16 protein-coding genes and 1 pseudogene are annotated in these 13,039 nt (G+C 44.8%); all 17 read right to left on the bottom strand.

What is annotated here, in order from left to right:
* Nucleotides 1–48: 48 nt before the first annotated feature.
* Nucleotides 49–2,895, bottom strand: coding sequence for a phage tail tape measure protein (locus PSI22_RS19830; RefSeq protein WP_273581237.1), 2,847 nt, complete (start codon nucleotides 2,893–2,895; stop codon nucleotides 49–51).
* Nucleotides 2,896–2,975: 80 nt separating this feature from the next.
* Nucleotides 2,976–3,296 carry a hypothetical protein gene (locus PSI22_RS19825; RefSeq protein ID WP_038256422.1) on the bottom strand — a complete coding sequence of 107 codons (321 nt, stop codon included), beginning with the start codon at nucleotides 3,294–3,296 and terminating at the stop codon, nucleotides 2,976–2,978.
* Nucleotides 3,297–3,306: 10 nt separating this feature from the next.
* Nucleotides 3,307–3,648, bottom strand: a complete 342-nt coding sequence (locus PSI22_RS19820; protein WP_273581236.1) for a hypothetical protein — start codon at nucleotides 3,646–3,648, stop codon at nucleotides 3,307–3,309.
* Nucleotides 3,649–3,731: 83 nt separating this feature from the next.
* Nucleotides 3,732–4,364, bottom strand: a complete 633-nt coding sequence (locus PSI22_RS19815) for a hypothetical protein (protein ID WP_273581235.1) — start codon at nucleotides 4,362–4,364, stop codon at nucleotides 3,732–3,734.
* 177 nt (nucleotides 4,365–4,541) lie between these two features.
* Nucleotides 4,542–4,925, bottom strand: coding sequence for a hypothetical protein (locus tag PSI22_RS19810; RefSeq protein WP_273581234.1), 384 nt, complete (start codon nucleotides 4,923–4,925; stop codon nucleotides 4,542–4,544).
* A 12-nt stretch (nucleotides 4,926–4,937) separates the two neighbouring features.
* Nucleotides 4,938–5,210, bottom strand: a complete 273-nt coding sequence (locus PSI22_RS19805; protein WP_273581233.1) for a DUF1799 domain-containing protein — start codon at nucleotides 5,208–5,210, stop codon at nucleotides 4,938–4,940.
* A 29-nt stretch (nucleotides 5,211–5,239) separates the two neighbouring features.
* Nucleotides 5,240–5,542, bottom strand: coding sequence for a phage tail assembly chaperone (locus PSI22_RS19800; RefSeq protein WP_273581232.1), 303 nt, complete (start codon nucleotides 5,540–5,542; stop codon nucleotides 5,240–5,242).
* Between the two features lie 39 nt (nucleotides 5,543–5,581).
* The gene (locus tag PSI22_RS19795) at nucleotides 5,582–6,238 is read right to left on the bottom strand and encodes a phage tail protein (protein ID WP_273581231.1); all 657 of its coding nucleotides are present in this window, start codon (nucleotides 6,236–6,238) and stop codon (nucleotides 5,582–5,584) included.
* 48 nt (nucleotides 6,239–6,286) lie between these two features.
* Nucleotides 6,287–6,688, bottom strand: coding sequence for a phage tail terminator-like protein (locus tag PSI22_RS19790; RefSeq protein ID WP_273581230.1), 402 nt, complete (start codon nucleotides 6,686–6,688; stop codon nucleotides 6,287–6,289).
* Nucleotides 6,685–7,266, bottom strand: coding sequence for a hypothetical protein (locus tag PSI22_RS19785; protein WP_273581229.1), 582 nt, complete (start codon nucleotides 7,264–7,266; stop codon nucleotides 6,685–6,687). The genes PSI22_RS19790 and PSI22_RS19785 overlap by 4 nt, the downstream gene beginning before the upstream one ends.
* Nucleotide 7,267: 1 nt before the next feature.
* Nucleotides 7,268–7,621: a hypothetical protein gene (locus PSI22_RS19780; RefSeq protein ID WP_273581228.1), complete on the bottom strand. Its 354-nt coding sequence runs from the start codon at nucleotides 7,619–7,621 to the stop codon at nucleotides 7,268–7,270.
* Nucleotides 7,622–7,623: 2 nt separating this feature from the next.
* Nucleotides 7,624–8,097 carry a DnaT-like ssDNA-binding protein gene (locus PSI22_RS19775; RefSeq protein WP_273581227.1) on the bottom strand — a complete coding sequence of 158 codons (474 nt, stop codon included), beginning with the start codon at nucleotides 8,095–8,097 and terminating at the stop codon, nucleotides 7,624–7,626.
* Between the two features lie 39 nt (nucleotides 8,098–8,136).
* On the bottom strand, nucleotides 8,137–9,141 hold the full coding sequence (locus PSI22_RS19770; protein ID WP_273581226.1) for a phage coat protein: 1,005 nt from the start codon (nucleotides 9,139–9,141) through the stop codon (nucleotides 8,137–8,139).
* A gap of 17 nt (nucleotides 9,142–9,158) precedes the next feature.
* Complete coding sequence (locus PSI22_RS19765; protein WP_273581225.1) at nucleotides 9,159–9,866, bottom strand: hypothetical protein; 708 nt, start codon at nucleotides 9,864–9,866, stop codon at nucleotides 9,159–9,161.
* An 88-nt stretch (nucleotides 9,867–9,954) separates the two neighbouring features.
* Nucleotides 9,955–11,076, bottom strand: coding sequence for a phage minor head protein (locus tag PSI22_RS19760; RefSeq protein ID WP_273581224.1), 1,122 nt, complete (start codon nucleotides 11,074–11,076; stop codon nucleotides 9,955–9,957).
* 3 nt (nucleotides 11,077–11,079) lie between these two features.
* On the bottom strand, nucleotides 11,080–12,456 hold the full coding sequence (locus tag PSI22_RS19755; protein WP_273581223.1) for a DUF4055 domain-containing protein: 1,377 nt from the start codon (nucleotides 12,454–12,456) through the stop codon (nucleotides 11,080–11,082).
* Between the two features lies 1 nt (nucleotide 12,457).
* Nucleotides 12,458–13,039 (bottom strand): annotated as a pseudogene (locus PSI22_RS19750) (terminase); the annotation flags it as partial.

Raw genomic sequence — 13,039 nt, 5'->3', positions numbered from 1 at the left:
CCTAAAAAAATAAGCCACCGAAATTTGGTGGCTATTGATTAATAATTTCTACCGTCTACCACTAACCGCTCTAATGATCTTATACAAATCACCACCATCACGGCTTTCTTGAACTAACACTAACCTTATTTTCTTCGTCAGTGATAGCTCTGCTGCCCGTGCATCGATATTTGAAGCGGTAGATTGCTGTTGCTGATTTTCTACATGAATGCCGCCAAGATTGACCTGAACTCCACCAGCGGGCGCAGGTTGCATCCCGTACATCCTTGGTGTCGGAGTATTTACTGTCATTGGCTGAGAGCCACCAACATGACCACCGGAAGCATAGCCACGTTTGGCGCTATCCATTAGCCGATAGAGGTTATCGACACCTAAACGCTGAGTTGACTCTTTGGTGAACACGAACTCACCACCATGAACCACACCTTTAGGCTCGTATTTGCCACCATTTCCGGTGTAACCTCCTCCAGCAAATCCAAGAGCTGCTCCGAATGAAGTACCACCAAATGCCGCTTTCATGGCTTGCAGCATAGCCATTTGCATGAGCATTTTGGTGATCATTCCAAGTATGGATTTGGTGAAGTCACCAAAGTTAGCCTTACCAGTGAGAAGAAAATCAGACAAGCTATTACTCATACCCGCAAAGGCTGCTTGGGAGATTTGTGCAACATTGCCGTAGGTGTTGGTGGCTTGATCTTGGAACTCAGCAAAACCTTTTTGAATGCCTTTTTCCCAGTTGCCTCTCAACGCCTCTTCTTTTTCGAAATGCTTCGTTAACGCATCTTTTTCTTCTGGCGTTTTGGCTTTCTCTAAAGCTATTTCCTGCTGATAGACTCGATCAGATTTACCAGCACTCTCAATCATAGCTCTTGTTCGTGCATTAATTTCTTCAATTCGCTTATGTTGCTTATCCAATTCTGCGTTTTTTTTCTTTTGCAATTCAACTTCATCGCCGACTATTGCTAAAGCACGCTGAGATTCAAGAATAGTGTCTTTTTGCAGGAGAAGTGACTTTTCTCCCTCTGTCAATTTACGTTTGCCTTGAGCCTCTTCCAGAATGGCAATCTTGGATTCCATATCCCACAACTTTTTACGCTCAGAGCTAATCACGTCACTGACTGTCTTATGCTCTTTAAGGACTCTTAGCTGTGATTGTAAAGATAATAACGCTTGATTTGCAGTTTCATCAGCACGAGTCCCTGCATCAACTTTAAATTTAGGCTCTTTAGGAGTTTTCCTCCCAGTACCGGGCATTTTGCGGTCACGATGCACATAGTTGATCTGCTTCTTAGCTTCTTCGTACTGCTCCTTAGTTAGTGCGTATTTTCTGGCTTCCAGTTTTGCCAGTTCCTCGTTACGCCTAGTTTCCCGACTTGCATATTTATCATGGTAATATTGGCGAATCTTAAAATTTTCAATCTCTATCTGCTCGGCGTTCTTTTTAGACTGCTCCCGTGCATTTTTGATATCAATTTGAAACTTTTCTTCTTTGAGAGCCTCTATCTCAGTTTTAAGTCCGTCAATCCTGTACTTTGGAGTGATGAATAAATTACTAAGGTTTTTAAGTAACTCTTCTTTTTCGCGTATTTGTTCATCTAGCGTGTTTTTTCTGCCTTTATTGAGCATTGCATCCCAAGCCCATTTAGCTGCGTTTTGCACTCCCAGCCATGCAGATTCAAGATACCCCAGATTTTTAGCTATATCGTTTGCACCATCGTTGATAGACTGCGCATACGCATCGATGGCTACTCTAGCCGCTTGCGTTTTATTGCCTTGCAGTTCCAAGGTGCGGATTTGCTCTAACTGTGCAGCGGTAAGATGGTGATTAGCCTTTTCCAGTTCCAATGACATTTGTAACGGCTCATCCTGTAACCGTTTAAATTGATTTATTGTCGTATCAACCGCCTGACCAGTAATGTAATTCATCTGCGCCGCTGCTTTAGCGACGCGAGATATTTCGTTATCTCTGAATAACCCTGTACCGACTACACTCGCAATAGACGCAGCCATTTCAGACCGAGTAATGCCACTCCCTGCCATAACACGAGCCATTTCGTTGAGTTGCCCGGCGGTTTTATTGGCATAATTTCCTGTCAGAATGAGCTGCTTATTGAATTGAGTGAATTCCTTTTCTGCTTCATAAGCAATTTTAATGGCAGTGCGCATTCCTGTGATTACTGCACCAATCACTCCACCACGCAATAACCCGCCCATACCTATTACACTTGCAATATTTTTAAACCCATTAATAGCCGACTTATTTTTGCCGCTTAAGTTGCCAGTTTCCTTACTCGTTTCTTTTAGCTTGTTGATGTAAATATCTGCCGCTGAACTAACGCCTAATTGCGCAGCCCTGTACTTCAATAATTCATTACGACTGAGATTCTGTGTCGCGAGCTGATCTTTTAATCTGGCAAGAAACGCCTGACCCGAGGCGGCTTGTTTCGCATCGGCTTCTGCCATCTGTTTCTTTTTGCCAATAATGTCAGACAGAATGCTTCGATAAGATTCGAGATCTAATTTCTCTGACTGTCTGGCTTTTCTGGCTTCTGCCTGAATCTTGGTTAGCTGTTCTGTCGCAGTGGCATTGCGTTTAATGGCATCAATCTGTTTAAAAAATGCCTCCGCTACTTTATCTTGCTCTGCGGCAAGGGTTCTTGAAGTAGCCGTCGCTCTTTGTTCCTTTGCTGCCAACTCAGCAATACTTCTGTGTACCCTATCAATTTCTTTAGCCATTGCAGCAGAAGCCGCTGCTTGATTTTCTGATTGGCTGGTAAATTTATTGGTGGAACTACTGGCCTTATCAGCAGCATCTTTAAATGAGTTTAATTTCTGCTCACCCCTCTCAAGGTCAGAGGTGTTAACCTTTAATGAGATAGTTGCTACATCAGTCATTTCTCTTTCCTTCGGGTATAAAAAAACCTCCCGAAGGAGGTTGGTAATTGATGATGTTTCTTGGGGGCTACTCTAACGCCTCAACCCCCAAATTTTCTGCCGTCCGTTGATTGAAGATATACATATTCTATGTACGGCAATCTAAAAATAACGTTATCTTTATCAATACCGTTGCCTAAAGCCGCCAATCTACAAAATAAGCTCACGCCACCCGTACTTTGTAAACACATCCCGTCTGGGCTTTCAAAAAAGCGCATGTTACCTTTCTTCCACATAACAACTGTCGCGCCTTCAGGTAAAGCACCTATTGGCTGAACAGCAAAGATAGTTATTTTGTTATATGCAAATATTGAAAGTGCAACAAAAATAATAATCACTGCTACAATTAATTTTTTTATCATTTTCTTATTCTCAACAACCAATCATTTCACCAGAAATGGTTACGGTACAAGTGTTACCTTCGCCATCTCTACTATGACAACCTGAATCATCACACCAGCTTTTAATTAAAAATTCGTTTCCCTCGCTATCAACAGAAAATACCTCTGATGAACCGTCACCATAATCCCTTGATCCTGATGTTATAGAATATGAGTTACCTTCTGAATCATATGATTCAATAACATCATCTCCTTGTGCATTTTTGCCCGATTTAGTGCATGTCTGATAGCTTCCATAGCCAATGCAATCATCAGCAAACGATGGCATAACATACATAAAACCGACCAAAGTAATTATTGGTACTATTTTCATCCAAATTTCCTTGCCTTGATTTAATAATTAAAAAACCGCACGAAGCGGCATTGGATGTGAAAAACCCGCGAGTGGCGGGTTAGTTATTTGTTCGGGAGAGCTATTCTCGATATTATGGCTAGCCTATTCATGTAATGTTCTACATTACCCCATAACCAAGACTGATAGTAACCTACTTCATCTTCATTAGATATTTGTCTAACTTCACCACTCATTACGTCGTAGCCGTAGACATACAATCTATATTGTAATGCTTCGTACATTCTAGCTTGCCAGAATGACATACCCTCAGTTGTTTGATTTACATCAGAAGCTACAACGTCATAGCTTTTAATCAGGTAATGGAAGAATATTTTTGAAGCTAAGCCAGTTAGCGCAGCGTTGTGCTTAGGTTTTTTCGTGCGCCAAATCAATACTTGTGATACGGGTCTGCAATTTAGCTCTACATCATTGGTTATTATCACTTTATTATAATAAACCACTTCATTAGTGATATCGCATAGCAAAGCCAATTCAAAATGAGTCCTACCTAATGTTAACCTGTTATCAACCCGAATTAGTCGATATCCCGGAGGTAGAATCAGTTCGTCAACGTCCTTTACTATCTCGTTAGCCAATGGATTAAGAACATCATATAGAGCACGATTGCGCTCAGACTCATTCAGGTGACTGAAATCAGCAGCAACTTTATCTATATTTTCAAGATGTAACGGCATACCGACTCCTCACCAAAAGATTCAATATTTAGCTCATTGATAAATATTCCTTGAGGTGATATTAGTCTACTTGAACCTAAGGTTCAATAGCATTGGCTATATTGCTATTGTTCTGTTGACGATTAAAATGTGTCAGCTTTTAGCCATCCGTAACCCGAAGTTAAGCATGAATCCGTGTCATTTCATCGCTGCATACTCACCAGTCTGCGCTTGCCTATACTTCTCGCAAAACTCAACCAATCTGCTTATCAGGTAGCAAAATGTCTCATTTGCCTCACCTGTACTCACATTCACACCAACACGATGACAGATATCGAAAGCAACATGGGCGCATTCATGAGCTAATGTCGAGTTTTTGTCATTGAACACGCCAATGATATGTAGAACACCACTTTCACTACTCACGGTACGACTCATACCGTTCGATCCCTCTTCACCGCTGTAAATATCCAGACGTGCATGTAATACTTCCCATTGCTGCCAAGAGTGGCAAAACACAATATCGCCAGACTCGAAAAGAGGCACACGCATGAATGGATATCCTTTGAGTAACTTTTTCACTGCGTTACTTCCTCACTTCTTGTGCATAACTTCGAGCGATTTAGCTTCCATCACCCGAATATCGTTAAATACGGTCGCTCTGTCTTTGATGTTGAGATAATCCATGACCTGAATAAGCGGGGAGTAGTCCAGACCCGTGGCACCGTTCATGCCAACACGCCACTGTGTACGCATTGCACTGAAAGTCAGATACGAATCCCATATATCAGGCCACACCTCAACATCGCATTCCTCCGGGAGGAAGCCAAAGGCTCGCTCAAAGTCAGCGGCATCTTTTGCGTTCATTCCTCCATATAATGCCTCAGCGACCGCTATCAGTTTTTTTCGCGGTTACCCAACAGCTCATTGTAGTAGGTGGTCGTGATTGCTGTTGTCGCTGACGGATAGTTATCCAACAATAGCTTTAAGTTCTCAGAGTTGTAGGGTTCCTCTATCGCCCAGCCAGCAACAATTTGCTCAAAGAATTCCTGGGCTGGCATTTCCCGCATTTTATCCAGCTCACTGATGGGCTTGTGATGGAATGTGAAAGTAACGACTTCCGGTTTTTCTTGCCCCGCCACGGGGATCTGAACGTCTGCTTTGAACTTAGGGTTAGGCACGAGCGTAAACTTAGCCATGTAAAAAATCCTCAAAAGAAAGCCCCAGTGGGGCTGTTATTATTCTGCGTTGGTATAAATCTGCATGTCAGATTTAAGAGATAAGCGAGCAGTGACGTTCTCCACTTCGTTCATTGCCGTATTGGGTACACGCTGGAACGACACGGAAGCGGTGTAATAACGGTCTTCTGCTGCACGTTTGTTATAGAAGCGAATGGCGGTAATTTGCTTGCTGTCATCCAGCTTCATGAGCAGTTTACGAATAGACTGCTTGGCATCATGTGCGAATGTGTAAACCTGAACAACACCGTTCTTGTAGGTGTCGATAGTCTCCGCTTGCTCATCTTCCAAGAACTGGACTTCTTGCGTTTGCTGCTCGCCACCTTCTGTGGAAATTGTCATGACTTGTGGCATGACTTCCCAAGAAAGCACTTTTTTCAATGAGCCAGCGCCGCCACCAGCAGGAAAGGTGTTCTTATCCGTAGTATCAAGACCTTCAAGGGTGATGCTTTTTTCAGTCACTGCTTTTACGCGATATGCACCGGATGCTTTTTTCCAGCCAGAACTGACATGAACAATATCACCCTTGGAAATGCCAGCAGCAGCCTCAACCGTCAGCACAACCTCTTCGGCGTTAGCAGCGGCGAGGAACTTAACTTCATCCCCATATTTACTTGCAATATGAACACGGGAACCGTTAGGAATGTTATAGGCCATCATTAACCTCTTTTATGCATAAAAAAACCGCCAACATGGGCGGTAGTATTATCGAACTGCGTCACATTGATAGGATGTTCGTATGGGAATGGTGTAATTTGCACCATCCTGTATGGCAGGAAAGATATTCGGCTCATCGTTGAGATATAAATTGTCGGTTAATGACAAGCCGTTCTGTAGGGATTCAGTTACTCGGTCAGCAATACCCGTCAAAGTTGAGTCACCCGAGCCGGACTTCCCCACTACATTCACCTGAATCACACCACGGAAGACAGGCATATCCAACGACAACCCAATGTTTTGTGTCGTCGCAGGCATAATGTGCAGTTGGAGGTACGGATCATTGATGTCATTGAATGGCATGTTAGGCCACGCTACTTTCAGTCCTTCTTGCCTGGCAAACTTAGCAATGTGAGAACGAATGGTCTCATTTATCGTTGATTGATTCATGATCCTGTCTCCACAGCAGCCTCGCCAAAGAACTTCTGAAATTCTTGCGCTGTCACAGCGACCATCCCACTTGGTGCTTGTTTCGAATGTCCCATTTCAAGGCGATAGGCATAAGGCACTACGTTTGAGAAATAGACCGCTTTCACCCCAACCCTGAATTGCCCAATGACCAAATCACCGACCGATTTAGTCATATTGCCGCTTTTATCAATGCGTCCTGTCTCTTCGGAAGGAACTTCATCAAAGGTTACTTGCCAATTACCCCGGAATCGACCGCCTGTGTATCCTGATGGTGCTTTGATATCCATAGAGTCATGCACGCGAGCGCGTTTTTTTAACTGACGCTTTTTTGGAGTCAGATTATTGGGGTCTAACCGTTGCTGATCATTCCAATCATGAACCGCCTGATTGTATTCACTTGCTGTTTTGTTAACCTTCCACAATTCAGGGTTACCAACGGGGGACATAATGACTAATCGTGACAATATTTTGGTAAACACTCCCCTTGATGCTATTTCAATATTGCCTTTGGCTTTATTAACAAACGCATCAATGGATGCCATAAACGGATCTGCCATATTAGCCCCTCAACTGAGACTGATAACACAACACAATGTCGGCGGGCGATATCGGGTTAGGCTCAATAACCCTCAGCCAGACATCATCAACCAATACCTGATCACCTTTCTCTATTGCCGAATCAGGCGAAAATACCATCTTGATATCCGTTGACAGTATTAACGAGCCGTCTATTTCGTTAGGGTTATACTTGGTTTTTACTCCAATGCTTCCGAACTGCTTCCCCGGCTCATGACGTTCTTGACCTTCATCATCAACCCAATGCTTGCCATCCCGTTTAACCTGAAATTTAGCACCGTACTTTTTGAGTAACCGCTCGGATGTTTTTTGCATTCGTGGATAGAATTTCGCCATCGCTACCCCCTAAATACTTTAAATGTTGCACCACCACCAGACAGAAAACCGCGCAATAGAGAGTTAAACCAAGCCATATTCGGTACACCTGAGTTAGTTCCTTCTGTGTATGTAACCGATACTGCGCCACTAACAGCCTCAGACACCACTTCACCACCGACTGTGGGGGTCAGGTCATACTCCAATGAATCAACAGCCAGTCGGCACTGTGCCTGAATTATCGGTTTGGGGATAACCTGATCCGGTACTAACTCACCATCGACATAAATCCCTTTTCTCGGGAAGGCTAGCGGTTGCTCTTTGTCCGACTTTCTCCCTTTCCATTGCTTAGTGGACAAATAGTCCATAGCCTGAAACAAAAGAAATGACAGATCACCATCAGGCAGGGAATAACCACGCTGAGAAGAAAACCGTTTTAAATCGTCAATACTGGCGTAGCTATTGAACGCTGGCGAGTTTTTATCTGAATCAATCATGCTCACCTCAAAAAGAAAGGGGCATGAAGCCCCTATTGATTATTTACTGCCCCCTGTTCCTTTGCTGCCAGAGACAGCCTTACCACTCAACACTGCGGCAAACGGGACGTTTTTGCGGTCAAATTTCCGTACCCAATTACCCGCTTGGGCAATGTCCGTTGTTGAGGGCGTTTTGTTTGGATCTTCTTCTCCCAACCAGCTAAATCCCGCAGGTTGTAGGATGAATGTCTTACGCTCCCACAGCACCTCAGCACCCCCACCGTTACCACCAGAGGCTTTGCGATCCAGTTCAACTGGTGTGTGAGGGTTCCCGCTGCCATACCCAAATGCGCCGCCACCAAAGAAAACAGTGAGATAACGTCCATCTTCATATTTCAGGCTGTCATCCATAAAAAGAGGCTTGCCCAGATAGGTTTGCAGGATAACGCGCCCCTCGGAGTCACGGATGGTTTCAATCAGGTTCTTAGTCGCCATCTGTTTCATAACGACAGAGTGGACACCAATCGCGCTGAATGTGTCGGCTGCATCACCTGCGGTAAACGCGGCATCAATCAGATTATTAGCCGAGATTTCATCTCCACCTTGAATCACCATGTCGCTATCATTTTTCGCAATGTTGCTGCCAATAACCCCGCGCGCCGTACCGATCAGGTAGCGCTGCCACTGACGAGTCCAGTAAGTGCCAAAGCGGTTACGGATATGAGCCATCGGTTCACTGTTTGCTAATTCTGCCGCCAAATCAGCAACGCCATAGCCCTTGTTCAGGAACAGTACGCGAGATTTCAGGCTGGATTGAGAGGCTTTCCCTACCTGACCAATTTGGTCAGGATCATCTGAGGTCGCATTAGGCGCTTCGTTCGCGTCTAAGTCATTCCAGTAGTTAATCGTTGCCGTACCCTGACTATCAGATGCGATGGTGTCTAACTGAGGCAGACGAGTGATAATGCCTGACTCAAATACGGCGGTCTTTTCTGGGCTATTCAGTGGTGCGATTGCTTGATAATAATCACCACGAAAAATGTCGGATAAACGGGTTGTTGCCATTATATCTTTTCCTTACATTACTGAGTTTTTTGGAGGCGTTTAAATTCCTCAGGATCTTCATCAAATAAACGGATGCGCTCTGCTTCCGTATAATCGTACCAAGTTTTACCGCCGCTTCTGGTGACCGTGGAGCGTGACTGACCGTCTCCGGCAGTTCCAGTCGCCTTGCTACCGATAACAACAGGCGCAAATAACTTGTTGCTACGGAATTCTTTTTCCAAATCGTCGATGGTTAATGCTGACGGCTTACCTTCTGCATCTATGACGCGCGTCTTGCCTTCTTCAACGATTAGCCGTGATTTGATATGCGGCATAAGCAACTGTGCGCTATCGCCAGCCAATTTAGTTGCCAGAGACTGAGCCACGTTATCCACCAGCAGCGTGCGCAGATTGCTGTCTTTATCTTCGAGTTGGGTTAGCAGCTCTTTTTCACGGGCAGTGAGCTTTTCAGACCAGCTTTTTTCCAGCGATTCAATATCCCCGTTTTTACGGGCTTGTTCTTCGGCGGCTTTTTTTGCTGCTTCTTCCGCTTGACGGCGCTTCTCTTGTTCTGACTTCTTCTCAGAAAGCAATTCATCGACTTTCCTTTGCAGACCGGAAACATCGGGAATTTCTGGCATCCCTTCAATCTGCAATTGATACTTGCCGTTGTTTTCTTTGTACATGGCTTTCTGTTCATCAGTCAGTGCGTCAAATTCTTCTTTCGTTAATGCAAATTTAAACATCGTAAACCTCGGGTTTTGATGGTGTAGTCACTGACTACAGATAATAAAAAACCCGCTCAGTTGGCGGGTCTATTCGGTGTGATGCTGATTATTCATAACCAGCCTCTCTAAATGCTTGTTCGTCAATCTGCTTGAGTTTATCCAGTGAAATAAACTCACCTTTATCTGTGTAGAATTGCGAGGGGTGCATGCCACCTTCTTTCATCAGCCGGAAACGCGTTTCGCCAAACACTTGCTTCTGTCTCCACTCTGATTGTTTCTGTATCCACTCAATGAAGGTTGTATTCTCTGGCACCTGACCATCCATCGAAGCTCGTGTGCCGTCACCCATTTCATCAATATCAACACCGAGTTCACGCCATGATTTCACCACCAGCGTTTCCATTGAGCGACAATTAAAATGAATTTTACCGGGGCCTTGCAGGTAAGGGACTTTGTGGCCAATAGGTTTGCCGCTCAGAGTGTACTTAAGCCCATCACGGATAATGCAGTCATTGGACGTTTTGTTATCCAGCGTTGACACCCAGCGTTTACAATCAAGAATATCTTTATTGGCTTCTGCGAATTGATCTCTCGCTACTGCTTGTAAATGACTGACGGCTGTTTTAGCGATAGTGGTCGCATTAGCTCGACTCATTTGCAAAGCGCCATCTTTATAGCCTTGATTGGCGTGGCCTCTGATTTTTCGCCCTATCTCAACCGCACTGTCACCATTCAGATAACCATTGCGAGCCGTATTACTAATACGAGCCATGCGGTCTTTTTCCAGACCGTCAGCCCACTCTGATAGCAATTTTCCTTGAAACGGACGCGCCATCACCGATGAATACAACATTTCTTCTGTAACACCCACCAGCGGGTATTGTCTTAGAATGACATCAGGCAATAGGGAGTCAAACAGTGACGGATAGTAGCCAATCTCATAGCGGACATGCTCTAACATTTCACGGGACAACACAGAAAATGCACTTTCAACCGCATTTTTGTTTATCATTCTGGCGCTATAAAGCAATGACTCTAAACGCCTCGCTGTGAAACTGTCAGTATCAATGCTTGCATCATCCAGCGCGACAATTAAGGAAGCTGTGAGTTCAGCATCAAATGCATTCAGCGCCTTCACCATTTTACGGGCAACTCCGGCGCCATACCGGCCGGAAAATAAGGCGTGAGCAATCAACTCATCCATTATCATTTCATTGATGGATTTCATTTATCACTCCAGCATTTCAGGTTCTTTGTTTCTTAACTGATCTTCAATGTCCTCTGGTCGCTCATCTTGAGGAACAATATTGATGCTTTGCAAATATCGAATGAAATCGACTTTGCGCATCTCACCCGATTGGACAGCGGATAACAGAACCGAAATAGACGCAGAATCAAGTTGTGCAATGTCATACGTTTTATTCAGCTCAATTGTCGCTTCACCTGCACCTGCAAACTGGATGCAGAATTGCAATGCTCGGTTAAATGCCTGCTCTATGTTACCGGCACACAATGACAAGATAGAGTTATCTGTTTGCGCCTCGTTTTGTGCCTGTGTTGCTGTTCGTGCTGATGTACCGCGTTCTACCAGTTTTGCGCCCAGCATTGCCATTTGCTTTTCCCGTCGTTCCGCTACAGTTATCTGAATATTGCGTTCTTCCGGCTGTGCAAATTTCATATCGCCATTTTGAGGCAGAAGAACACCACTGCGCGAGCCAACGGTAAATCCATCAGAGAAATACTTATCCGCCCACTCATCATTGAGACCTGTTAACGCAACCATCGGCTGCCCGACTGTGTGCGCTGATTCCGCGATGTCAGCCTCAGCCTGATAGTGTTTAATATTCACATAAGCAATGTCAGCTAACGGTGGCGCATCCGGCGTGTGGTCATTATTCATTGAGCCAATCCATGACCACGGCAGCTCAGGCAACGGTTTACCACTGGCGTCTGTCAATTCAACCCAATCGTCGGCAATTAAGTTACCGTCCTGATACCAGTTGCGCGAATAGGCCTCACCATCAATCAGTCGCAACTCAATCCAACAATCAATCATCTGCAACTCAAAATTATCGGACTCTTTTGGCTCTTGAAAATGAACAACCACTAATGACGTTTTACCGTTCGTTACACGCCAGTTGATGATTTGCTTTGCCGTAAATAACCGGATGTACGGACGGCCTTTTTCAGCCTCTGATTGAATACCCGCACCTGAGAAGTCAGTCAACAAACCCGCACGTCCACGCTGCAACACTTGAGAAAGTGAATCGCGTATCATTTGGGTTAGTGGTTGGCCTTCGCCGTCTATATCCGCTTCCAAATACTCAACACCACCAGCAATATCAATTTTGACGGGTTTATTAAAGGCAATACCTAACAACCCTAGCAATGTCCGTCCTGTGGCGTTAATGAATGACGCCCGAAGTAAATAGCGTTTATATCGCTCATTGTGTGGATCGTCTTTCTCTTTCTTATCCGCTGGGTGGGGTAAATATTTTTCTTTCCGGCTTTTGACCACCCTTTCGCCATCAACACAATCGCCGATCATGTTCCACTCTGGCAGAAATTCGTTGTACGCCGGATGCTTGTAATCAACGTTTGTATTCATGTCAGTTCCAGTTGAAGTTGATTTTCTTGGTGAACCGCCTGATATTCCTTCTGCTCACCGCAAAATACCTGAACCCATCAGAATCATGAGACGTATAATCGTGGAGCGGTTTATCTTTCCAGCAGCCCCGCTTGTCGTCCCATTCTTTGCGATAGCTTTCCAGATGAGAGATACCCTCGCTGCACTTCTCTTCATCAAATACGCAGCTAGGCAAAATTTCACGCACGGCCTCAATACCCTCATCGATCGACAATTTAGGCACGACAATAAACCGCATAGAGTAGACTTCACCATCAATCATGTAGCCCTCTCGTGCCAGTTCACGACGTGATTTCGCGTCTGAACCAAATTCACGATTATCTATGTCATGAGGGCCATTGTGACTTGCGTAGGTGTAACCCCTGTCCTTCAACACTTTCATGTAGTGCCGCAAACCTTCGCCACTGTTAGAGTAGTGATCGATGACGTGAAACTCTTCGCCCACTTCACGCACGAACCAGATCGCCGTAGAGTCACCCACGCCGATATCCCAGAAGGTGTGTACCGGTAGATGTGAGTTATCAGGTAATTTTCCGATGCGTCC

The sequence above is a fragment of the Xenorhabdus aichiensis genome, from assembly GCF_028598775.1.
GTDB lineage: Bacteria > Pseudomonadota > Gammaproteobacteria > Enterobacterales > Enterobacteriaceae > Xenorhabdus > Xenorhabdus bovienii.
The sequence above is the reverse complement of the archived record's forward strand: the minus strand, read 5'-3'. Positions and strand labels throughout refer to the sequence as shown.

Coding starts and splice junctions, on each gene's coding strand:
- PSI22_RS19830 (WP_273581237.1), bottom strand. CDS start 2,895: ATGACTGATGTAGCAACTATCTCATTAAAGGTTAACACCTCTGACCTT.
- PSI22_RS19825 (WP_038256422.1), bottom strand. CDS start 3,296: ATGATAAAAAAATTAATTGTAGCAGTGATTATTATTTTTGTTGCACTT.
- PSI22_RS19820 (WP_273581236.1), bottom strand. CDS start 3,648: ATGAAAATAGTACCAATAATTACTTTGGTCGGTTTTATGTATGTTATG.
- PSI22_RS19815 (WP_273581235.1), bottom strand. CDS start 4,364: ATGCCGTTACATCTTGAAAATATAGATAAAGTTGCTGCTGATTTCAGT.
- PSI22_RS19805 (WP_273581233.1), bottom strand. CDS start 5,210: ATGAACGCAAAAGATGCCGCTGACTTTGAGCGAGCCTTTGGCTTCCTC.
- PSI22_RS19800 (WP_273581232.1), bottom strand. CDS start 5,542: ATGGCTAAGTTTACGCTCGTGCCTAACCCTAAGTTCAAAGCAGACGTT.
- PSI22_RS19795 (WP_273581231.1), bottom strand. CDS start 6,238: ATGGCCTATAACATTCCTAACGGTTCCCGTGTTCATATTGCAAGTAAA.
- PSI22_RS19790 (WP_273581230.1), bottom strand. CDS start 6,688: ATGAATCAATCAACGATAAATGAGACCATTCGTTCTCACATTGCTAAG.
- PSI22_RS19785 (WP_273581229.1), bottom strand. CDS start 7,266: ATGGCAGATCCGTTTATGGCATCCATTGATGCGTTTGTTAATAAAGCC.
- PSI22_RS19780 (WP_273581228.1), bottom strand. CDS start 7,621: ATGGCGAAATTCTATCCACGAATGCAAAAAACATCCGAGCGGTTACTC.
- PSI22_RS19775 (WP_273581227.1), bottom strand. CDS start 8,097: ATGATTGATTCAGATAAAAACTCGCCAGCGTTCAATAGCTACGCCAGT.
- PSI22_RS19770 (WP_273581226.1), bottom strand. CDS start 9,141: ATGGCAACAACCCGTTTATCCGACATTTTTCGTGGTGATTATTATCAA.
- PSI22_RS19765 (WP_273581225.1), bottom strand. CDS start 9,866: ATGTTTAAATTTGCATTAACGAAAGAAGAATTTGACGCACTGACTGAT.
- PSI22_RS19760 (WP_273581224.1), bottom strand. CDS start 11,076: ATGAAATCCATCAATGAAATGATAATGGATGAGTTGATTGCTCACGCC.
- PSI22_RS19755 (WP_273581223.1), bottom strand. CDS start 12,456: ATGAATACAAACGTTGATTACAAGCATCCGGCGTACAACGAATTTCTG.